The sequence below is a fragment of the Limnobacter sp. SAORIC-690 genome (assembly GCF_002954425.1).
Lineage (GTDB): Bacteria > Pseudomonadota > Gammaproteobacteria > Burkholderiales > Burkholderiaceae_B > Limnobacter > Limnobacter profundi.
Map to the genome: position 1 here is coordinate 788,762 of NZ_MQVZ01000001.1, position 21,715 is coordinate 810,476.

Annotated in this window: 19 protein-coding genes; 2 read left to right on the top strand and 17 right to left on the bottom strand. The window is 53.3% G+C overall.

What is annotated here, in order from left to right; translation table 11 throughout:
* Positions 1 to 4: 4 nt before the first annotated feature.
* The 3 genes from BSZ31_RS03720 to BSZ31_RS03730 form a co-directional block, all read right to left on the bottom strand.
* Positions 5 to 517 (bottom strand): DUF6795 domain-containing protein, encoded by a 513-nt coding sequence (locus BSZ31_RS03720; protein WP_105027611.1) that lies wholly within the window; start codon positions 515 to 517, stop codon positions 5 to 7.
* Positions 518 to 984: 467 nt separating this feature from the next.
* A complete protein-coding gene (locus BSZ31_RS03725) occupies positions 985 to 3,201 on the bottom strand; it encodes a S8 family peptidase (RefSeq protein WP_105027612.1) in 2,217 nt (738 codons plus the stop codon).
* Complete coding sequence (locus BSZ31_RS03730; RefSeq protein WP_105027613.1) at positions 3,198 to 4,352, bottom strand: AAA family ATPase; 1,155 nt, start codon at positions 4,350 to 4,352, stop codon at positions 3,198 to 3,200. Before BSZ31_RS03730 ends, BSZ31_RS03725 begins: the two co-directional genes overlap by 4 nt.
* Positions 4,353 to 4,923: 571 nt before the next feature.
* Between BSZ31_RS03730 and BSZ31_RS03735 the strand changes: the two genes are divergently transcribed.
* The gene (locus BSZ31_RS03735; protein ID WP_105027614.1) at positions 4,924 to 8,154 is read left to right on the top strand and encodes an ATP-binding protein; all 3,231 of its coding nucleotides are present in this window, start codon (positions 4,924 to 4,926) and stop codon (positions 8,152 to 8,154) included.
* A gap of 525 nt (positions 8,155 to 8,679) precedes the next feature.
* Here BSZ31_RS03735 and BSZ31_RS03740 read toward each other — a convergent pair.
* The 13 genes from BSZ31_RS03740 to BSZ31_RS03800 form a co-directional block, all read right to left on the bottom strand.
* Positions 8,680 to 9,138, bottom strand: a complete 459-nt coding sequence (locus tag BSZ31_RS03740; protein WP_240605637.1) for a mobile mystery protein B — start codon at positions 9,136 to 9,138, stop codon at positions 8,680 to 8,682.
* 130 nt (positions 9,139 to 9,268) lie between these two features.
* Entirely contained in the window at positions 9,269 to 9,727 is a 459-nt protein-coding gene (locus BSZ31_RS03745) for a mobile mystery protein A (RefSeq protein ID WP_105027615.1), read from the bottom strand.
* A gap of 210 nt (positions 9,728 to 9,937) precedes the next feature.
* Positions 9,938 to 10,714 carry a ferredoxin--NADP reductase gene (locus tag BSZ31_RS03750; protein WP_105029728.1) on the bottom strand — a complete coding sequence of 259 codons (777 nt, stop codon included), beginning with the start codon at positions 10,712 to 10,714 and terminating at the stop codon, positions 9,938 to 9,940.
* Between the two features lie 73 nt (positions 10,715 to 10,787).
* Positions 10,788 to 11,006 (bottom strand): DUF971 domain-containing protein, encoded by a 219-nt coding sequence (locus tag BSZ31_RS03755; protein WP_240605638.1) that lies wholly within the window; start codon positions 11,004 to 11,006, stop codon positions 10,788 to 10,790.
* The gene (locus tag BSZ31_RS03760; RefSeq protein ID WP_105027616.1) at positions 11,003 to 11,869 is read right to left on the bottom strand and encodes an ABC transporter ATP-binding protein; all 867 of its coding nucleotides are present in this window, start codon (positions 11,867 to 11,869) and stop codon (positions 11,003 to 11,005) included. Before BSZ31_RS03760 ends, BSZ31_RS03755 begins: the two co-directional genes overlap by 4 nt.
* Positions 11,866 to 12,855, bottom strand: a complete 990-nt coding sequence (locus tag BSZ31_RS03765; RefSeq protein WP_105027617.1) for an ABC transporter permease — start codon at positions 12,853 to 12,855, stop codon at positions 11,866 to 11,868. Before BSZ31_RS03765 ends, BSZ31_RS03760 begins: the two co-directional genes overlap by 4 nt.
* 3 nt (positions 12,856 to 12,858) lie before the next feature.
* Positions 12,859 to 14,322 carry an ABC transporter substrate-binding protein gene (locus BSZ31_RS03770; protein ID WP_105027618.1) on the bottom strand — a complete coding sequence of 488 codons (1,464 nt, stop codon included), beginning with the start codon at positions 14,320 to 14,322 and terminating at the stop codon, positions 12,859 to 12,861.
* A 90-nt stretch (positions 14,323 to 14,412) separates the two neighbouring features.
* Positions 14,413 to 14,754 carry a ferredoxin FdxA gene (gene fdxA / locus BSZ31_RS03775; protein ID WP_105027619.1) on the bottom strand — a complete coding sequence of 114 codons (342 nt, stop codon included), beginning with the start codon at positions 14,752 to 14,754 and terminating at the stop codon, positions 14,413 to 14,415.
* A gap of 11 nt (positions 14,755 to 14,765) precedes the next feature.
* Positions 14,766 to 15,713 (bottom strand): HEAT repeat domain-containing protein, encoded by a 948-nt coding sequence (locus tag BSZ31_RS03780; RefSeq protein WP_105027620.1) that lies wholly within the window; start codon positions 15,711 to 15,713, stop codon positions 14,766 to 14,768.
* Between the two features lie 13 nt (positions 15,714 to 15,726).
* Positions 15,727 to 15,960, bottom strand: a complete 234-nt coding sequence (locus BSZ31_RS03785; protein ID WP_008247354.1) for a ferredoxin family protein — start codon at positions 15,958 to 15,960, stop codon at positions 15,727 to 15,729.
* Between the two features lie 34 nt (positions 15,961 to 15,994).
* Entirely contained in the window at positions 15,995 to 17,719 is a 1,725-nt protein-coding gene (locus BSZ31_RS03790; protein ID WP_105029729.1) for a fumarate reductase/succinate dehydrogenase flavoprotein subunit, read from the bottom strand.
* An 11-nt stretch (positions 17,720 to 17,730) separates the two neighbouring features.
* Positions 17,731 to 18,498 (bottom strand): GntR family transcriptional regulator, encoded by a 768-nt coding sequence (locus tag BSZ31_RS03795; RefSeq protein ID WP_105027621.1) that lies wholly within the window; start codon positions 18,496 to 18,498, stop codon positions 17,731 to 17,733.
* A gap of 148 nt (positions 18,499 to 18,646) precedes the next feature.
* Positions 18,647 to 19,684 (bottom strand): YeiH family protein, encoded by a 1,038-nt coding sequence (locus BSZ31_RS03800; RefSeq protein WP_105027622.1) that lies wholly within the window; start codon positions 19,682 to 19,684, stop codon positions 18,647 to 18,649.
* 94 nt (positions 19,685 to 19,778) lie between these two features.
* Between BSZ31_RS03800 and BSZ31_RS03805 the strand changes: the two genes are divergently transcribed.
* Complete coding sequence (locus BSZ31_RS03805; protein WP_105027623.1) at positions 19,779 to 20,648, top strand: LysR substrate-binding domain-containing protein; 870 nt, start codon at positions 19,779 to 19,781, stop codon at positions 20,646 to 20,648.
* A 6-nt stretch (positions 20,649 to 20,654) separates the two neighbouring features.
* On the opposite strand, the gene BSZ31_RS03810 is transcribed toward BSZ31_RS03805, so the two are convergent.
* Positions 20,655 to 21,704, bottom strand: coding sequence for a Fic family protein (locus BSZ31_RS03810; RefSeq protein ID WP_105027624.1), 1,050 nt, complete (start codon positions 21,702 to 21,704; stop codon positions 20,655 to 20,657).
* Positions 21,705 to 21,715 lie beyond the last annotated feature (11 nt).

The window sequence follows — 21,715 nt, forward strand, 5'->3', positions numbered from 1 at the left end:
AAGATTACTCAAAACCCTTCTCCAAGTCAGGCGTTAATTTGACTTTGCAATCAATAATTGGCACTCGCCCCCGAAACATCTGCTTGTCTTTTGTATCGCAGGTAAGTTGAATCACCTCATAACCAGTTTCAACAGCGGGCCCATAGGAGCTTCTCACCACAGAGAACAGCGAAGTTGAAAGTCCCCCCTCAACGAGATTCACATCAAGCAGGATTGTGGGCACATGAAATAACTTGGCGAGGAATCCGAACTCAGCGGCACCGCGTACTTCCGGAAATTGAAACCGGCCTTCCTTGTCTGTCGACGTAATTTCAGTACGCGGTTCCGCCTCCATATTCCAGCTAATGATTCGCTGCACTTTTAATCCTGCAACAGGTTTTCCATGGTCGAGTATTTGTCCCTCAACGGAAGAGGACAGAATGAGGTTGTCTTGCCGCACAGCGTGGGCTCCTTTGGGAATCAAAAATAAGAAGGGGGTACAGGCAAGAGCTAGAAGCGCGAGGTTACGAAAGCGCATGAATTGTTTGCCTTCAAAGGGAAAGGCAATACAGTAGCAGGGTAGTTTATGGCTTCAAAAAAACCGCTGATTCGGGTCACCCGAAAGGGTTGCTGGATTGGCCGAGCCGACAAAAAATCCTTATTTCAGATCGAAATAAATCAAGTTTGTTAACATGAGATTCCTGTCATGTTAAAAAAAAGCGTTTTCTTTAACATGAGCAGAGTCAATCAGGTACCGATTTCTCGCAGCACTTCTGGATAAGTGACCGCAACTTTCAGCAGGGTTGTTGCCGCGCCGAAATAAATTACTATGGCCCGTCGCCCCGCGGGTAAGACTGCTTATCGGCCGAAGTGGACTTTCGACAAAAATGCATGCACCGACTGGTTTATACATGTTTCCGGACATTACCTGAGCTGCCAGCGCTTCTTTAACGCGAAAATCGAACAGCTTTAAGGATTCATCTGTTTTTTCCTTGCTTGGCAAAGTTAGATGCGAATTGGCAGAGATACCTGCGGTTGGATTGGAACTAACGTTTTCGCATAAGCGCGCAGAATCTCGTTGTAGAGGTCTACATGCTTGGGAGCTTCTACAGTGATGATCAATGCATAACGGATCTTCTCGGCACCGGTGGCTCGACCGCCAGCTTCGCGCGCATTGTAATGTATGTCGAACACCGGATTTTTGAGACTGCTGCCACGCATGTTTTTTGCGCTGTGCAAAACTGTTTCCCACTTACCACTGTCAGAACGCCGTTCTTCCTCGGTCGCGTATTTCTTCATGTCGAAGAAGCTCTTGGTATCGGCGTTAGCTTTACCTTTCTTGATCTTCTGGTCGCTAGGACGGAATACTACTTCGAGGCCGGCACGCGTGTACGCGGCTGCGTCTTGCGGATCTGTCGGTGAGGCGTAGCAGAAGGTCGCTTTAAGGCAGATGCTGCCGTTGAGGCCACCTTCTGGCAGTGGCAATGACGCCCTTAAATATTTACCAGGCTTCAACTCGCCTTGGTAGACAATACGTGCCACACCTTCCGGACAGGTGATGATGCTCATCAGGTCCTCTGGCACCTTGCCCCAGCCTACTTCAAGTTTATCGTGTCTCGCAGTCTCTGCCGAGTGAACCAGCAAAGCCTTGATCGCTAGTGGGGACAGTTCCGCACCTAGGATAGACCGAATGCCGACGGCACTACGCAACAGATACGGGGAAGCAAAACTGGTACCTAACTGTGGCGAAAGTGCTGCTCTCTTACCTGGCGACAGGACATGAAAATAGTTTCCAGCATTGCCGCCGAAGGCCATCAGGTCGGGTTTGACGACGCCCGGGCTGCGACCAGGACCTATCGCGCTGTAGGGTGCACGTGCCCAGCTTTTTCCCGAGTCGTTTGCTGCACCTACTGCCAGCGCGTTGACGCAGTCCGAAGGTACCTGTACGCGTGCATTACCAGAAGCGCGGTCCATCTGACCGTTGTTGCCGATGGCCACGGTCATCAAGGTGTCGCCGTCGCTCAGCAGATCGTCAATCACTGATGTCCACGCGTGTACATCGGTATCCTCGATCGGCAAGTCTGGACCAAGACTAAGGTTTATAAACTGGTATTGCCGTGAGAGCAAGACTTGTTCGACGAGACCTAGGGTCCGATACAACTCCAATGGATCTTCCGTGTCGGCGTCCTTGTCGAGCACGCGCAAGTGGTCAACATAGGAAAATGGACGGGCAGCAGTCCCGTTGGGTTGGATCGGGCCAAACAGGAATGCGGAGCTGACGGCCAGGCCATGTTCCAAACCTGCCAGATCGTCCTGCGCATCTTCATCGAGAACGCGATACGAGCGTAACCATGGACCGATTACGTGCTGTTCAGGCAAACCACCATCAAGGATAGCAACTTTGGGTTCCGACGATAGCGGCTGCTCGAACGGCAGGTCACAACCGATTGCCACCTCGCCGGCGCGTTGCACGGGTCGCATGCCTCGCAGCTTGGGAACCGGGCGTATGACACGCACGAACACGAATTCGGCAAGCCGTTCAATGTGCTCATACTTACCTTCGACTGGCACGAACCACAGATTGCCTGCCCTAAAACCAAGGTCGCTGTGGACCTTGACACCAACTTCCTTAGAGTATTTTATGAAAGCCTGCTGGACGAACAAGTGGCTTTCATCAGGCAGTAAATGGATGCCCACCTCGAAGAATCGATCATTGGTGCTGCCATACTTGGCGATGCGCTCATTGGGCGAAAAGACCGAAAATTGCTCGATATGCGCAAGATCTAGCGCTTCATTGGATTCGGGTTCGATTTGCTGAGTCAAGTCGTTGAGTTGGCGAAAAGCTTGACGCTTACCGGCGACAAACAACTCGGTTGTTGTACATTCTTGTGGAACACCTTTCTTGGTCCAGCCACCAGGCGTAACCTTTACGGTACGACTACCGACAGATTCCAGACCAACGGTGCGCAGTATCGCCACAGGAAAGAACGACCTGGCTATGTAGCTGGGATTCATTGTCAGCCGCGCAACGCCAAAGTCGCCAGGGCATGCTCGCGCGGGTAAAGCATCGAGCGCGGTAGCAGTCGCTGAGAACTGAGGCATTAGCCGCTGAGCGGCTTGCTCGAATGTGTACACCTCGGCTTTGCCTGGCATACGTTTAGGCCCTTTGATATCATGGGTCAACAGCTCACCGCGCCCGATCAAGAAGTTGGTTTGACTCATGCGTTAGCTATTCTTTTTGAGGGTTTCTTGATCGCGGATGATGGCTCGCTGGTGTACTTTCGGATGGTATCGCGACTCACACCAGTGATGTCAGAAATCGTGTGTTGAGATAGACGAGTCTGCTTAGTCAGCAGCACCGCCAGATCAATTCGCTCTTGATGCCCGAGGACGAGCGCGCGCGATTTCACGAATTCTTCGATCAGATCAGCGTCCGAAGCTGTACCCAACGCAACGGCGCGGCGGAATCGTTGAAGATCTCTCTCAATGTCGCTGAATGATTCGCCATTAAAGACGAAAGTCAAAATATCAATCCACCGGCCAAATAGTGCGTGGTCCTGACCCAGAAAGCGCTTTATAGCCTGTTTGACTGCCGGCATTTCTGGCGTCTTGAAGTCAATCACTAAATCGAAGCGTCTCCACAACGCAGGATCGATTAGTTCCGCATGATTTGTGGCGGCCAACAACAAACTTGTGGAAGGCCACTCGTCGACTTCCTGGAGAATGACGGTTACCAGTCGCTTCAACTCACCAATATCGGTGTCGTCGCTGCGACGCTTAGCAATTGCATCGATTTCATCCAAGAGCAATACACAAGGGCCACGTTTCGAAAAATCGAGTGCTGCACGCAAGTTGCTTCCGCTACGTCCTAGCAAGCTACTCATCACGGCGGTCAGATCCAGAACATACAGCGGTACCCCTAACTGCGAGGCAAGCCAACGCGCCGTAAGTGTTTTACCCACACCCGGTGGACCCACAAAAATAGCGGACCGTGTTGGGCTCAGCCCCATTGAGGCTAGCCGCTCCGTTTGACGGCGCTCTTGGATCAGTTGACCCAATGTTTCCTCAAGGTGAATCGAGAGAAGGGGTTGCTCGTGATCGGGCTCGTCCTTGAAAACTTTCAATAATGACAGTCTCGATTCATCGTCGACTGGTAAAGTTTGTGTCGGTAATGCCGGTTGCGGGACTCTGCGCAAAGGAGCGCTTGAGCGAGGTGTCTTTGCGCGCAGATATAAATCCATCTGCTCTGCCATTTCTGGATCAGTATTACGGTATTTGCGCACGAGCCGAGCCACAAACAGTCGCACATCTTCTGTTTGCTCAGCGAGAGCCAGTCGAATTAGCTGGGCTAAATCTGTTTTAATTTCTTTCATTTCGTCCAAATTATTTATATATTATTGATTTAAAAGAAATTGTTATTTTTTGTTTTCGGAATATTATTATTTTCTCATGTTTTTTCTGTGATGTGAAGGGCGACGTGCAACGTCAAGAAGAAGCCATTTGCGGCCAATACCAAATTTAAAGGAAGTACTTTGTGCATCCGGCGTACCATCGTCGGACTTGCGTCCCTAGTTTGCGCGCTCCACTCTGGGCTTGAAGGCGAGGCATCTCACCCATCAATCAATGGGAGCAGTCAGAAATGCCTGCGCAAGCAGACACCCAATACCGTACCATTAACCGTCTGTTTAGGTCGAAAATCGGCCTTAGCGGACCTTCAAGGTATCTTTGTTGCGAGTCAGCTATCGGTCGATTGCAGACCCAAAACTTGAATTGTAAGGTTTGCTCATAAATAACGAGAAAGGTGAGCCTCAAACGACGTCAAGTTCTGTCTTTGACGAGGCACCAAATGATTCTATGAAGAGCCTTGCACATCGGTTAGACTTCCTCCGACCGAACGACATGGAGCGGTGGTGAGCGCCACTGCTTTTTAATACGCTTCCTACAATGCCGAACAATACGAATACCCTGCGATATTGGTTTACCGTCGAAGCGCTCATGTACCCGGACATCCCAAAACCCGGGCTACGCAAGAGTTTCACGCTCCGATACGAAGATCCTTTCCCGTGGCAGAAAGCTGACTCGATTGGCGCTTCCGACAATTTCAAATACTTTGTCTATTTCGGCCTCGTGCAAAAGAAGGTGCTGGAGGCGGAGCTGTTCGAGTTATATCGATCCGACGTTGACACGCAAAAGTACGATGGCAATTATTCACGCAACGCCAACGGCAAGACATTCTTAGGCGCGATCGAAGTGTCTGGCAGCGGTGAGCCTTTGTTGAAAACGCTGCAGCTGGCCGCCTTCTCTACTGCCTTTGCTGGGCGAAAGAATCAAAAACATATCGATTCCGCCGACACGCTTAATTCACTCAGAACGAGGGCGGAGCAATTGCTGAAATTATCAGCCACCGTAAAGGCCGATGGCCAGTGGCTTAAGCAATTAACCAAATACCTGATCGAGGATCTTGATTGGCAGCCTCGCGAACTGATGGCCCGAGAGCAGGTGCACATTCTCCAGGTTCCGCTCACGGGGAAAAATGGAAAACGCCTGTCCAAGATTCCCGAAATGGATCCAATCAATTCTTTCTATCTTGAGGACATTGAGCGCGTCCTTGCTGATGCGGCTAATGGACGGGGTTCCGCGCAAGTTGAAAGGTATCTCAACGGCGGGCAGGTCGAACCCCCAAAAGTCGATGTCACGCAGGCCGAGGTCATCAATGATCTATTGGCCCCGAAGAAATTTCCAGTCGGACGTTGGCCAAGCAAATTTCCGCTTTTCCTCATGCAACAGGTCGCTGTCAATACGGCTTTGTCGACCCTTGAGAAGGGGGGCTTGTTTTCCGTGAATGGACCTCCCGGCACCGGAAAGACGACTCTACTAATGGATGTCATCGCAGCGCGCATCGTGGAACGAGCGAAAGTGCTCGTTGAGTTCGAGAACCCGGAGCGGGCATTTTCGCTAGGCCAGAACATGTTCACCTACCCACCGAACGCTTCGGGTGCCACGTTTCAGGGTTCATGCCACTACGTCGACGAGCGACTTCGCGATTTCGCAATCGTAGTCGCCAGCGCAAACAACAAGGCGGTGGAAAACATCACGCTAGACCTGCCAAGCGTCGACAAGGTGCATCCTCAACCCCTAATGCTCGACAACATGCATTTCGAATATTTCGCCGCCGCAGCCGAGGCAATCCTGAATCCGGACAAGGCTGTCGGCACTGCCCAAGCGAATGATCAGGATGAGGCAGATTTGAAGGATGGCGAAGTGGAAAGTGAGGAACATGGGAAGATCCGGTGCTGGGGGCTGATATCCGCGCCGTTGGGGAAAAAAGAGAATCGAAACCGTGTTGCAAAGTACCTCAGCACCTTTTCACCAAACACCAGCGTCGCCAAAGCCCTCGAAAACGCACAACCGCATGACCTCGACTGGGAAACTGCCAGGAAGCGGTTTGTGACGGCGGTGGAAGACGTGCAGAAGATTCAGTCGAAAATCGCTAAATTCGATAGTGACGTCAAATTGCTCCAAGCATTAATGTACAAATTGAAGCCCGCGCGGGAGCATACAGCAAATACGGCGGCAGCCTATCAATCCGCCCAAGAGGAGTCGCGCCGTCTGGGCGAGGATTACGTCCTCTTGGAGCAGGATTTTAGCGGCAATTTGGCGGAAAGGACCCAGTACAGCAAAGATTGGCCCTGGTGGCGCGTGCTTTGGTCAAAGCTATTCGATCGATATCAATTTCTCGCTTTCCAGCAGCGCCGAGAGGAATTGGCACAAGAGTACGACAATCTGCGAGTCAAAAGAACCGAGATCAAGAAACTGTGTGCCGTTGCGGACCATATGGCACGGGAAACGCTTGCGGCAGGAAGGGCCGCGGCGGCAGCGGCGATCGCCCTTGAAAAGGAAATCGAACGCTTGAATGCGATCCTTACAGCGCTTGCCTCCGAATTGGGAGAAGCGGCGTTTGACTTGCATCGATTCAAGAATTTGTCTGCTAGCGCGCGCGAGAAAATGCTCCCGCGAAGCAACAACAAATACCATATCTTGCGGGCGCAAGTATTTCTCGCCGCCATGCATCTGCACAAGGCATTTGTGAAAGCCGCAGGTAAGCCCTTCGAGACCAACTTCCGCCTAGCTCTTGCCATGCTTGAACAGCAGGCTTTCCTTAAACCGTGCCTTCCGAAAATGGCGCCTCACCTATGGGCAACCTTTTTCTTGGTTGTGCCCGTCGTGTCCAGTACGTTCGCATCGTTCTCCCGATGTTTCCGCGATTTGGGTAGGGAACAGATAGGGATGCTTCTGGTCGATGAATCCGGGCAGGCAGTGCCGTCCCATGCCTTGGGGGCAATCTGGCGGTCGAAGCGTGCGCTCCTTGTCGGGGACCCGTTACAGGTTGAACCTGTTATGCCAATGGATAGGCAGCTTGATGCCGCAATCCTGAAGTACCACAAGGCGACGGAAGACCATCAATTAACCCGGTACTCAGCGCAACATTTGGCAGACAGGGCGAACATGTATGGCGCCAACGTGCAGCAATACGACGGGGAGGACTTGTGGGTGGGGGCGCCGTTGCGGGTGCACCGGCGGTGCGTAGACCCCATGTTCTCGGTGTCGAACAGTATCGCCTACAACAACAAAATGGTGTTTGGCCCTGATCCGGAAGAGGAAATCAAGGCTGAGGCAACGCGGCCGCTGCTTGGCCCCTCGCGCTGGATTCATGTGGCGTCGACCGAATTCGACGAACATTACAGCGAGGCCGAGGGCAAGGCTGCCGCCGAACTGGTCATCGAATTTCACAAGCGTGGGCTGGTTTCCAATCCAGGCAATTTTCCCGACCTTTTTGTGATTTCACCCTTCAAATCCGTAGCGGACAGGATGACGAGTCTGTTGTCCGATCGCGCAAACGAATGGGCGCCACAAGCTGATGAGGAAAAAATCGGCAACTGGCTGAAGTCGCACGTCGGCACCGTTCATGCATTCCAGGGAAAAGAATCGGAAACGGTGTTGTTCGTCTTGGGTGGAAGCACCGGCGGCGCTAGAGCTTGGGCAGCCACACGCCCGAATATCGTCAACGTAGCCGTTACGCGCGCCAAACGACGCTTGTATGTAATCGGTCATCGGTCAATGTGGGAAAAAACGCCGTTCGGCGAAACGCTGTCAAAGGCATTGCCGCCCACATAACGGCTCGGTGAAACGAAATCATTCGACTGACAACGGTAGGTGTCAATTCGGTCATGCAAACTTATCGCCTGAATCGCGAATCCCTTTTCGCCCTCTAACGCTCTTCAATTCACCATCTTGAGGTGTGCATTGGAGGCGGATACTGTCATCAATCGCTTTTTTATCCACCATGAATAGCCTCAGTCTGCAATCGGCTACACGCAGCCGTTTGACAGCAGATTTACTCGGAGAATGAACTTGAAACTTTCCACAGTGGGGGTACCACAGCTAAACATAACTCTTGGAATGAAGGGCGCGCTGGCTTCATAAGCAAGAAGTCGGATGCCGCGCTACGGGCCAAAGAGCGATTGTGTCTTTGTGAAAAAAGCTATGGCAGCTTTGGATCGTAAAGCCGTCGCGCCTAGAACCGTCGAGTCAGTCCGCTGTGAATTCAGTCAACGATGCAAACATAAACACCCCTTTAGACGCCTTACCCAACTACATTTAACGTAGCTGACGCATACTGCGGCCATTTCAGGGATTGAGCTATTTGCGTACGAAAGCAAGAAGTGGCGAGATGTCGCCTTGGTCGGCTGCTCGCAGGGCGGCCAGATATTCGGCCCGCATTTCGCTCTGGCTCACAAGGGAAGCATGTCCACCGCTGCCCCAAGTAAAAGGTTCCAAGCCCATTTTCTGGAGTAAAAGATCGGCGATCAAACGGCAGCATCTCCCATTGCCGTTCGGAAACGGGTGGATGAGCACAAGCTGGTGGTGAAATCGTGCTGTAAGCTCATCCGGGGGCATGGCATTGTGTTCGATCTGATACTTGGTGTTCTCCAGCAAGTGCCGGACGCGCATAGAAACCTGGCGCCAATCGCAACCGATATTCTTGTCGCTCTTGCGGTACGTTCCAGCCCATGTCCATGTATCGCTGAACATCTGCTTGTGCAGCTTGCGCAGGAACACATCATCCAGAACATCCTGCTTGAGCTGGCGCTGGCCCACCGGGCACCCTTGATGATATTAAGCTGTTCCCATTCATTGAGCTCACCCTGCGTCGAGATGTGCTTGGGCTTCAGGCCATCTTTTTCATCCGGGTCAAGCGGGGTCTGCCCGGGCTGGTATGTGAACTCCATCACCACAACTCGCGCCAGTTGCCGTCAAGCAGCTCTTTTGCAATCAGCTCTAATTGAGCCTGCGGCGCTTTGGTGCCAACGGCTTGATCCTCAAGCAACATGGTATGCGCCACGGGTTGCATGTGCCTTCTAGCCACGATTTTGGCTTGCTCCTTCAGTTTGGCTTCGAGAGACATTTTCGGCACGAGAACATAGTGCAGTTCGCAGTCGAGTGCAGCAGCAACCTTGCGCAGAGAGGCTAGCGAAATGGTATCGTCGGCCTCACTTTTCTCTAGCTTATGCACCGTGGAGTTTCTTACATTGAGGCGCTGAGCGAGCGATACAGCAGTCATGCCAAGAGCCTCCCGAATGGCCTGTATCCAACCGCAGGAGGGACGCGGCGGGAAGGTTTTCTTAAGCAAAGGTTTTAATTGCTTGTCGGCCTGGCGCAATTGCAGCCAGCGGTAGGACTTGTCCATAAACTTATCCTTGCAGGGCGAGAAATAAGCCTACAGTGTATCCTTACAGGGATAAAAAGAAAACATATTAATATCCCTACAGGGCTACTTGTATCAACATAAAATTGCCATACAGGGATATTTCTTCAATTGGGAATTTAGCAAAAACTCGATAACCTTCCCGCCAATCTGTTCACTAAATTGGCAGAGAAAGTAGCCGGTATCCAATAACTACTTCTCCACAAACGCCCGCTCAATCACGTAATCCCCGCGCTCGCCCTGCCTGGGGCTAATCTTTAAGCCCTTCGCATCCAGCAGTTTGCAGGTGTCTTCCAGCATGCTGGGGCTGCCGCAAATCATGGCGCGGTCGTGGGCTGCGTCCAATACTGGCAGGCCCAAATCTTCAAACAACTTGCCGCTGTGCATCAGGTCGGTCAAGCGGCCGCGGTTGCGGTAGGGTTCGCGGGTTACGGTGGGGTAGTACAGCAAGCGGCCTTGCACCAGTTCGCCAATGTATTCCTGCTTGGGCAGTTCTTCGCGAATGTAATCGGAATAGGCCAATTCGCTCACGGTGCGCACGCCGTGTACCAGCACCACTTTGTCGAATCGCTCGTAGGTGTCGGGGTCGCGAATAATGCTCATGAAGGGTGCAAGGCCGGTGCCGGTGGCCAGCAGGTACAGGTTTCGCCCGTCGTTCAAATCGTCGATCACCAAGGTGCCCACTGGCTTTTGGCCTACAATCAATTGGTCGCCGGGCTTTAAGTGTTGCAGGCGGGAAGTCAGCGGGCCATCGGGCACTTTGATGCTCAAAAATTCAAGATGTTCTTCGTAGTTGGCGCTGGCAATGCTGTAAGCGCGCAGCAGCGGTTTGCCTTCGGCTTGTAAACCGATCATCACGAAGTGGCCATTGTGAAAACGCAAGCCGGGGCTGCGGGTGGTTTTGAAGCTGAACAGCGATTCATTCCAGTGGTGCACTTCCAGCACGGTTTCAAATGCCAAATTGCTCATCATGCAACTCCAAGTTCTCGCAGGTAGGCCCAGGGGAAAATTCCACGTTCGTGGCCGTCTGCAAATTTAAAGTTCAGGCGTGCTCGCCCACCATTTCAATGCCGGTAATGGCGCTGCCCTGCACCACGGCTTGCCCTGCGCGCTGCGCAGCCACGCATTCTGCACACTTGCAATGTGTACGCAGCAAACTGTGGGGCAATTCGCTAACCGCGCCGTCGGCCCATTCAATGCGCAACAGTTGCGAGGCGCGTTGGTCTGTAACCGCAACGGGTTGGATTGATGCGCTGTTCATCGCAACGTCTCCATCCCTTCCTCGCCCAGGTGCCAGCTTTGGCCCATGGTGGCGGGGTCAATTTCGCCACCCATGGCAGCCAGGCTTTCTTCGCGAATCAGGCTTTTCAGTTGGCGGTGCAAGGCTGTGAACACGGGCGAAGCGGTCATGGCAGCCGAACGTGGCCGTGGCAAATCGATGGGAATTTCCGCCTTGATTTTTCCGGGGCGGGCGGTCATCACATACACACGGTCGGACAGAAAAATGGCCTCTTCAATGTCGTGCGTAATAAACAGCACCGAGATTTTCCATTGCTGCCACATGTGGGTCAGAATTTCCTGCATCACTACGCGGGTTTGGGAATCGAGTGCACCGAAGGGTTCGTCCATCAGCAACACGCGCGGGCCGGTGGCCAGTGCGCGCACAATGCCCACGCGTTGTTTCATGCCACCGGAAAGCTGATCAGGATAATGATTTTCAAAAGGCAGCAAACCAGCCAAACCCAACAAGGTGCGGGCTTTTCCTTCGCGCTCGTGGCGAGCCATGCCTTGCAGCTTCAAACCGAACTCCACGTTCTCGCGCACCTTCAGCCAAGGAAAAAGTGAGTACTGTTGAAACACCACACCACGTTCGGCACTGGGGCCATGAATGGCCTGGCCGTCCATGGTCACCACACCGTCGCTGGGTTTCAGAAACCCGGCCACAATGTTCAACAGCGTACTTTTGCCGCAACCCGATGGGCCAACCACCGATACAAATTCACCGGGCTGCACATTCAGTGAAACATCTTGCACAGCCGCGAAACGCGCACCGTTTTGAATGAAGTTCACCTGCACATTGCTCAGTTCAATACAGCCCTCGGGCTTTTTCACAGTGCTGTTCATTTTCCACCTCCGGGCCCGGCAATGTGTTGCCAAGGCATGAGCAAACGGGCCAGGAGCAAAATGCCGCCACTGCACAACAAGCCCAACACGCCAATCACGATCATGCCCAGCACAATGTTGGGGTACTCAATGAGGGAGTACGCTTCCCAAGTGAAGTAGCCCACACCGAACTGGCCTGAAATCATTTCCGCTGCAATCAGCGACACCCACGCCACACCCATACCCACCGCCAAACCGGTGAATACATTGGGTAGGGCTGCGGGCAGTATCACTTTGCTTAGCATGGTGAATTCATTGGCACCCAAACTTTTCGCAGCGCGCAGCAGCACAGGGTCAACGCCCTTCACACCCGCCATGGTGTTGATCAAGATCGGGAAAAATGCGCCGATGAAGGTGATGAAAATAATGCTGCTTTCTGTGGTGGGCCACAGCATGATTGAAATGGGCACCCAGGCAATCGCCGGAATTGGGCGCAACACTTCAAGTGCGGGAAACATCAAACCCCGCACCACTGCGAAGCGGCCGCACAGCAAGCCCAAGGTGACACCCAGGGCTGTGGCCATGGCAAAGCCCTGCATAATGCGCACCACGCTTTTCCAGATGTTGGTTTGGAAACGCTGGTTTTGCATCAACTCGACCATGTTGGTGAACACCTCACCTGGCGTGGGAATGTTGTTGAAGCGAATGTAAAAATCGAGCTTGTACAAGGTGGCCACATACCAGAAGGCCACCAATGCGCCGATCGACAAAAACGTCATCAACGCAGCCAGGCTGTGCTTTTTTGCACTGATCAACAACAACTCACGGGCAGGCAGTTTTTCAGCCACCTCGGGTTTGGCCCGAGCTACAACTTTGGCCGCACCACTCGGTGAATCCACAGCTTGCAAAGCAGGTTCTTTCGCCCCGGGGGCGAGGGTGCTGGCTTTCACCACCGGGGCATACGGCTTCGCAGCCGCAGGCATTTGAATTTCAAGAGGTCGCGACATGGTTTATTTCCCCGCTACAGCAAGTGCAAGCGCATCGTCATACAGGCCTACCTTGCCGCCGTTCTTCGCAGCAAAGGCCTCTGCGTCTTTCTTCAACAGGAAAGGCACAATCTCGGGAGTTTTCGCGCCGGCTTTCAGCGAGTAAAACGCTTTGTCGGCAAACACCTTGATCTTCATGCTTTGGTCGTACACATAGGCCACGCCAATTTTTTTACCCTCGCCTTGGGCTTTCTTGATGGCAGCCAGCGTGCAATTGGCCGACTTGTAGGCAGTAATAGCGCCGCCCTCAATCCACACCTCACCAGCTTGTCGTGGCTCGGTAATTTTGCCGCCGCACAGCGGGTCGGTGCCGCTAATTTCATAGTTGGTGGTGCTGGCCTTTTGCTTGGCGTAGTCCTGGCCCAACTCTTTAAACGCCTGCTTCACATAGGTTTCGTCTACCCATGCATCTGCATCGAATTCCTTTACGCGGCCCATGCGCTTGAGTACGCCGTGGTCATATTTCACGGTTTCAACCCACTTGGGCTTGATGGTGGGGTCTAGGGTGTGTACACCGCCTGGGCCCAAAAACATGTACGCCACTTCTTTCTCAATGCGGGTCCATTCTTCAATTTTGGCTGCGGCCTGCACCGGGTTTTTGCGCACCCAGTCGTTGGCTTCCATCAATGCCTTGATGTAGGCCACCACAAACTCGGGGTACTTTTTGGCGAAGTCTTCGCGCACCACCACGCCGTGGAATGTGGGCACTTTGGTTTCAGCGCCGTCGAAAATTTTGCGGGCAAAACCACGGTAAGGAAGAAGCTCGGCAAACGGTACAAAGTCAGCATGGCCATCAATGCGCTTTTCTTGCAAGCTGGAGGTACCCACTTCCGGGCTTTGGCTGGAAAGCTCGAAGTCTTCGGCAGTCCAGCCACGGTCTTCGAGCGCTTTGAGCAACATACCATGTGCTGCCGACCCAAAAGGCACGGAGAGTTTTTTGCCTTTCAGGTCAGCCAGCTCATAGTAAGGGGAGTCTTTGTGCACCACTACGCCATTGCCCGCGCCTTCCGCGTTGTAGGCAATCAGCGCAATCAGGCGGCTTTTGGTTTCATTGCCGTTTTGAAACGTGGCACCGTTCACCAGCAGCGGGTAGTCGCCCATCATGCCGATTTGCAAAGTATTGGCCACCATGCCGTTGGTGACGGGTGGGCCAGAAGTGAAGTTTTGCCATTCAATCTTGAACTGAATGTCTTTGAAACGTGGCACCTTGGCCAGGTGCTTTTCAATCAAGCCGAGTTCTTTCAATACAACACCGCCAGTTACTGTGTTGGTGGTGGTGTTCTGTGTACCAATTCCCACCGTGACCACTTCGGCCAATGCTGGAAATGAAAGTGTGCAGGCCACCAGCGCGCTGGCTGCGCGAATGCCGATGAACCTGCCAACTACCTTGCCCTGTGCTGCGATTCCTTTGAAGATTCCCGTGTTCATGTCAACAATCCTTTTCAATAGACTCGTTTCAAAATTGGTGCCAGGTGGTTGGCTGTATTTGACAGTCGGAATATTTGAATGCTCTCGGGCTTAGGCCTTGTCTGTGCAGGCTTCCTCCAGGTACTGCTTTTTGTTCGTGATATCAACCCAGGCGTCAGCGTCTTCCAGCGGCTCTTTGGCGCTGTCAATCACCGGCCACAGCTGTGCCAACCTTGCATTGATTTCAATGAATTCCTGCTGGTCCGCTGGAACATTGCCTTCTTCGTAAATTGCACTGGCTGGGCATTCAGGAATGCACACACCACAATCGATACAGCCTTCAGGATTAATCACGAGGAAGTTCGGCCCCTCGTGAAAGCAATCCACCGGACACACCGACACGCAGTCGGTGTATTTGCATTTAATACAGGCTTGCGTCACCACGAATGTCATGGCAATTCCCCTTAGCTGTGTTTCAGCGTGATGTTGGTCAGTGCCAGGCGGGCCAGTTTTCGCACATCCGGGTCGTTGTCTTCCAGCGCTTTTTCAAGTGCGGGAATGGCCCGTTTGTCACCAATTTCACCCAAGGCAATGGCCGCCTCTTTTCTCAAATTGCTCACGGTGTCGTTCATGGCTTCCACCAGTGCAGGAAGCGCAGGCAAAGCCTTCATGACACCCAAGGCACGCGCTGCTTTCACACGCACTTGCCAGTAATCGTCTTGCATGGCTTTCACCAGTTCATCGGTGGCCTGTGCCATGCCCAGCTTGCCAATGGTTGCTGCGGCTTCTTCTCGCACCATCCACACGCTGTCGTTCAAAGCCCGCATCAGTGAAGGCAGCACACTAACCTCGTTCGTGTAACCCAATGCACCCACGGCAATTCGGCGTACTTCGCCATCGGGGTCGTGGGCCGCCACTTCAGCCAGCTCACCCACTGCCTCTGCACGCTTGAGGTAACCCAGCACACCCACTGCTTCACGGCGAACTGCCGGGCTGGGGTCTTTCAACTGGTTCAAGGCGGGCTCGTAAGCTTCAGGCACCCGCAACGCACGCACAGCTTTCAAGGCCAGCGAACGCACAGTGGCATCCGCGTGGGTCAGCAGCGGAATCAAGGGCGGCGCTGATTCAGATTCTTTCAATTCGGCAAGCACCAAACCGGCCGCTTCTTGAACCACTGCTGATGTATCTAGCAGCATCTGTGCCAAAGCCGTGACCGTGGTTTGGTCCTCGAATCCTTCCAGTGCGCGCACCGCTTCCAGGCGCACATTGGCATCGGCATCGTGCAGGCAAGGCAGCAACAACAACTCAATGTCGTCTTCATCGCTGTAAGGCAAGTCAATCACAGCCAGTCGGCGTACTTCGGCATCGGGGCTGTTCAGCCGTTCTTGCAAGGTAGGAATTGCAATGCTCATGGTGTGCTCCTTTTCAGCGCAGCAAGAATGGAATGTCCACATGCACAGCACCTGTGGGGCAATCTTTTTCACAGGGCAGGCAATACCAGCATTCATCAAATTTCATGAATGCCTTGCCGGTGACGTGGTCAATGGCAAGCACATCGAGCGGGCACACATCCACGCACACGGTGCAGCCTTTTTCGGCAATGCATTTCTCGGAATCCACCTTGACGGGGACTTGGGTAATTGTTGCGGCCATGGTCATGTTCAGTACCTCTCGTGTTGGGTGTTGGGGCAAATCAAGCGGCTTCACCGACCACGCGCAAGCGCTGGTAAGCATCCATTTCCTTTTCATCGATGGGCACAATGTAGGGCTCGATTTCCTTTTTCTTCATGGCCATTTGGCCTTGCGCGTTTTTGTACAGCAGGGTGTGGCAGAACCAGTTGGCGTCATCGCGCTCGGGGTGGTCTACGCTGTAGTGGTAAAGGCCCCACCTGCTTTCGGTGCGGAACAGGCTGGCGCGTGCGGCCATTTCGGCGCAGTCGATGATCGAATGCGTTTCCATGGCGCGCATCAATTCATGGGCATTGGTGGCCACCATGTTTGCCGCATCGGCGCGTACTTCGTCCATGCGGCGCAAACCGATTTGGTATTTGCGGGTTACTTTGGGCGGCTGCAAATAGTCGTTGACCAAGCGGCGTGTTTTATATTCCACCTGGAAGGGTGTAGGCCCCTCGGTGCGCAGCAGCGGCGCTTCAATGCGATCGTGCTCGGCTTTTACTTGTAACTCGTCCAGTTCATTCAGTGTGTTTTCAGCGCAGTAGGCGGCGGCGTTTACACCGCAAATTTTCCCGTACACAAATGCACCCAGCATGTAGTTGTGCGGCACGCTGGCGCAGTCGCCGGCAGAATACAAACCAGGCACCGATGTTTCACCTTGCGCATTGATCCAGATACCGGAGGCACTGTGACCACTGCAAAACCCGATTTCGGAAATGTGCATTTCAATCATTTCCTTGCGGTAGTTGTTGCCACGCTGCTCGTGGAAACGGCCACGGCTTGGGCGCTCGTTGGTGTGCAAAATAACCTCAATTTCGCTGATGGTTTCTTCAGCCAGGTGGTCCAGCTTCAAGAACACAGGACCATTGCCACTTTGCAGTTCGCGATAGAACTCCATCATCATTTGGCCACTCCAGTAATCGCATTCAATGAAGCGCTCACCGGCTGCGTTGGCCGTGTAACCTCCAAAGGGGCCGGTCACATACGCACAAGCTGGGCCGTTGTAGTCTTTGATCAGCGGGTTGATTTGGTAGCACTCCAGGTTGGCTAATGCAGCACCTGCGTGGTAGGCCATGGCATGGCCATCGCCGCAGTTGGTGGGGTTCTCGTAGGTGCCCATCAAATAGCCTGAAGAAGGCAAGCCCATGCGGCCGGCTGCGCCCGTGGCAATAATGGCGGCCTTGCAGCGAATGACATAAAAATCTGCCGTGCGGCAATCAAAGCCCATCACACCGGTGATCTCGCCATTGGCACCAGTCAGCAAGCGCGTACACACCACGCGGTTGGTGACTTCCACACGGGTGCGCTTTAGCTGGCGGTACAGCACGCGCTTCATGTTGTGGCCTTCAGGCATGGGCAACACATAGCTGCCCAGGTGGTGAACCTTGCGCACCGAATAGTCGCCGGTTTCATCTTTCTCGAATTTCACGCCCCATTTGTCGAGTTCCTGAATCATGTCAAAGCTGTTCGCGGCATACGCCATGACCGCCTCTTGGTCCACAATGCCGTCGTTGGCAATCGTGATTTCCTTCACATACTGTTCGGCTGTGGCGTGGCCAGGAATCACGGCATTGTTCAAGCCATCCATGCCCATGGAAATTGCGCCGCTGCGCTTCACGTTGGCCTTGTCCACCAGCAGCACGCGCAGCTTGGGGTTTTGTTCTTTCGCTTTGACGGCAGCCATGGGGCCGCCTGTGCCGCCACCAATCACCACCAGGTCGTATTCCAAGTCGATGCGTTTCATGTTCACACTCCTCAAGTTCGGTTGATGCGCAAGCGATACTGGAATGCATCGCCCCGGTAATACAGGTATTCAAAGTCGATGGGCGTGTCGCCCGCGTAAGTCATTCGTTCCATGCGCAGCAAGGGGCAGCCCTCGTCCACACGCAGTTGTTGGGCCAGCGATTCATCGGCTGAAATGGCTTCAATTTGCAAATCCGCGTGGGTCAGGTTGTGGCCGTGGTCGTTTTCCAGAATTGCAAAAATGTCGCGCACAGCCAAATCCTCTTGCAGCAGCTTTTCCCCAATCTCGATTGGGAAATAACTGACATCCACTGAAATGGGTTCGCGATTCAAAAAGCGCAGGCGCTGAATTTCAAATACAGGCTGACCAGGTTTGACATGCAGGCGATTGGCCACCTGTGCGGTGGCTTCAACCGGCTTTGCGCTGAGCACGTTCGAGTAAGTTTCATAACCCGAGGACGACATGGCTTCACCAAAACCCTGCAAACGCGACAGGCTTTGAAACGCTTTGGGTTTGGACACAAAACTGCCCTTGCCCATCACTTTGAATATCAGCCCTTCTTTTTGCAGGTCGCCCAACGCCTGGCGAATGGTGATTCGGCTTACGCCAAACATGCGGATCATTTGGCTTTCAGAGGGCATTTGTGTGTGCGGTGCGTAGGTGCCATCGAGAATGCTTTTGCGCAACTTTTCCCGCACCTGGGTGTACAAGGGCAAGGCCGACACATTGGTATCGAATGCTTGCTCTTCCACTACTTTGATCGCTGATTTCCCGTTCATATTTGCTGCCTGAATCAAACTTGTTATGACAGGTCATGATATGCATAGACCGTGCCAGCTTTTGTTGCACCGTAGCAGTGCCGTTTTTGCTGATTTACCTATTTATTACTTGCACTTGTGCGGTATTGCGTTTTCTGGGCAACCCAAATTAATGCGCTGCAGCACCGCTTTGAATCACGTGCACCAAGACGAATCCTGCTGCCCAAAGGTGAATGCACAAGGCACCACCCAGCACCCACACCTTCCCACCCGCAGCGCGCAAATCAAGCCAGCGCGTGCCCACGCCCAAAGCCGCCAGCCCGGTGGCCATTAACAACTGGGACAAATCAACCAAAGCAGTTTCCAGTGGAATACTCAGCACACCCGTGGATTTCAAAACCACTGCCAACAAGAACCCCCACAGAAACAGAGGGGGTTGCATGGACACATGGCTGACTTGAGCGCCAGGCTGTTTGCGCTGCTCGCGCACCATGTGCCAGGCCAGCCACACCATGGCCGGCGCCAGCAAGGCCACACGCAACATTTTCTCGATCAATGCGAATGCGGGTGCTTCACCACCCACCAGCGCAGCGCCCGCCACCACATGCCCCAATTCATGCACGCTTAAGCCCAGCCAAAGGCCAGTGAAATCGGCCTGCAAATTAAACAGCCACTGAAACCCCGGTATGGCAAACATGCTAAGCGTGCCAAACACCACGGCTGTGCCCAAGGCAGCTGAGGTGGCCGCGGGTGGCGCACGCAATACCGAGTCGGCCGCAGCAATGGCTGCACCCCCGCAAATTGCGCTGCCAGCACCAATCAGCAGAAAACTGCTGGCCTGCAGGCCCATGCGCTTGCCCAACCAAGCCGCCAACCCCAAAGTACTTGCCACAACAAACACCGCCGCCAATACACCTTGCCAACCCACGGCGAGCAAATCCGCAAACCCCAACTGGAAACCAAACAAGGCAATGCCCGTGCGCATGACATGGCGGCGAGCAAAACCAAACCCAACTTGACCGTGCCGAACCAAGGCAGGAGCGGTATTGCCAAGTGCCATGCCCAAGAACATGGCCAGAGGCAACAAGCCAAGGCCCCAACTTGCAAGGCCACCCGGTACAGCGCCCAGCCAGGCCAATGCAGCCAGCAAAAAGCTGAGCAGCAAACCAAAAGGCAAAGCGGTGTTGGGGGCTTGAAGAACGCGCATGGATCATGAATTCAAAAAAGACACCTTATGGTGATGCTTTTTTTCTAATACCCATAGACAATAGAATTCCTGTATTCATAACTATAGGTTATGCATGAATTTACACCTTCTTAGAATTTATGTTTACGCGGTGGAAGAAAACAGTTTCACCAAGGCAGCAGAGCAACTGGGCATCAGCCAGCCCGCAGTTTCAAAAGCTGTGCGAGAACTGGAAGCGCAACTGGATACCCTGCTGCTTGAACGTCAGGGCAAGTACTTCAAACCCAATGAGGCCGGGCAAGTGTTGTTTGACTATGGCAAAAGCCTGTTTGCCATGGAACGCGAAGCCAGCGAAGTACTGCGCGCCTTCAAGAACCTGGAACGCGGGCGCCTGATTGTGGGTGCAAGTACCACGGTCGCCAGTTATTGGCTGGCGCCTTACCTGAAGAAGTTTTCAGACAAACACCCCGGCGTGGATGTACAGATAGTAGGCGCCAACACCGAGAACGTGGCTCAACTTTTACTGGACTGCAAAGTGGATGTGGCCCTGGTGGAAGGCGAGGTGGTCGACGAACGCATTGAAACCCGTTTGTGGCGCACCGAAGAAATGGTGGCCATTGTACCCAGCTTTGAGAATGGCGCGCGCAAACGCGAACTGGAGCAGCAGGTGTGGATACTGCGCGAACAGGGCTCAGGCAGCCGCAACGTGGCGGAGCAATTGCTGCAGAACATGGGGATACAAGCCCAGCGCACACTGGAGATGAACAGCAACGAGGCGATTATCCAAGCTGTTGCAGCGGGTTGCGGTGTGGGCATTGTGCCTAAAATTACCGCACGTGATCAACTTGCCTTGCGCCGCGTAAAACGCTTTGCACTGGGTTCAGAAAAAATGGAACGCCCCTTGTTCAGGCTGCGCTTGCCACACAGACCACTGAGCAATGCAGCACTGGCGTTTGAGGCTTTGTTGGGGGCTCCCAAGCACTGATCAATTCTATTTAAGCCGGTACCACGCACCACGCCCACTGCCTAACTGCTCCAAATGCCCTGCCTCAGTCAGATTTCGAAAATGTTGTTTCAAGGTATTTCTGCTGGCGCCAGTCAAGCGGACCATTTCGCCGATGGTGACACGGCCATGTTCTTTGGCGAACTCGACAATACTTAACGACCAGGGTGGCAAAGCGGCAAGCACAATTCTTTCGCGTTCAACTTTCTTTTCCAATCGACGCACTTGCTCAGCCAAGGAACGCAAAAAAAACACAATCCAGGAATTCCAGTTCGGAGACTCGGATCGAATGGTGCCTTGAGTTTGCCGCAAGGCCAGATAATAGGCCTCTTTGTTCAGCTCGATCACACTTTCAAGCGAGCTGTAAGGAACATAGGCATAACCTGCCTGCATGAGCAGTAAGGTGGTTAGCACCCGGCTTAGTCGGCCATTCCCATCTTGAAACGGGTGTATTTCAAGAAACACCACAGCGAAAATGCCGATGATCAGCAAAGGATGCAGCTCGCCTTTTTGGCGCTCTTCGTTGACCCACTCAATCAATTCGGCCATCAAGCGGGGGGTATCAAACGGAGTCGCTGTTTCAAAAACAATTCCGATTTGCACACCACTAAGGTCAAACGCAGCCACACTGTTGGAGCTGGTTTTATAAGCGCCGCGATGTCGGCTGTCTTTGTTGCTGTGCTTGAGCAAAACCTGATGCAGTTGCTTGATGTGATTTTCGTTAAACGGAATGTCTTGCCAAGCGGAAAACACCAAATCCATCAGCTCTGCGTAGCCGGCAACTTCCTGCTCGTCTCGTGAATCAAAAGACTGAATAGAGAGATTGGAAAGCAATCGCTCTACATCGCGATCGCTCAGTTTGCTGCCCTCTATTCGAGTGGAGGAACCGATACTTTCAATGGTTGCAATTCGTCGCAAGGCGGAAAGACGGTCTGGCGCCAGTGTACCCAAAGCACGCCAAGCGCCTTTGAACTCGTCGATGCGAGCAATCAGGCGCAAAATTTCGGGAGAAATTTGAAGTGAGTGTGTGTTCAGCATTGCCCATTATT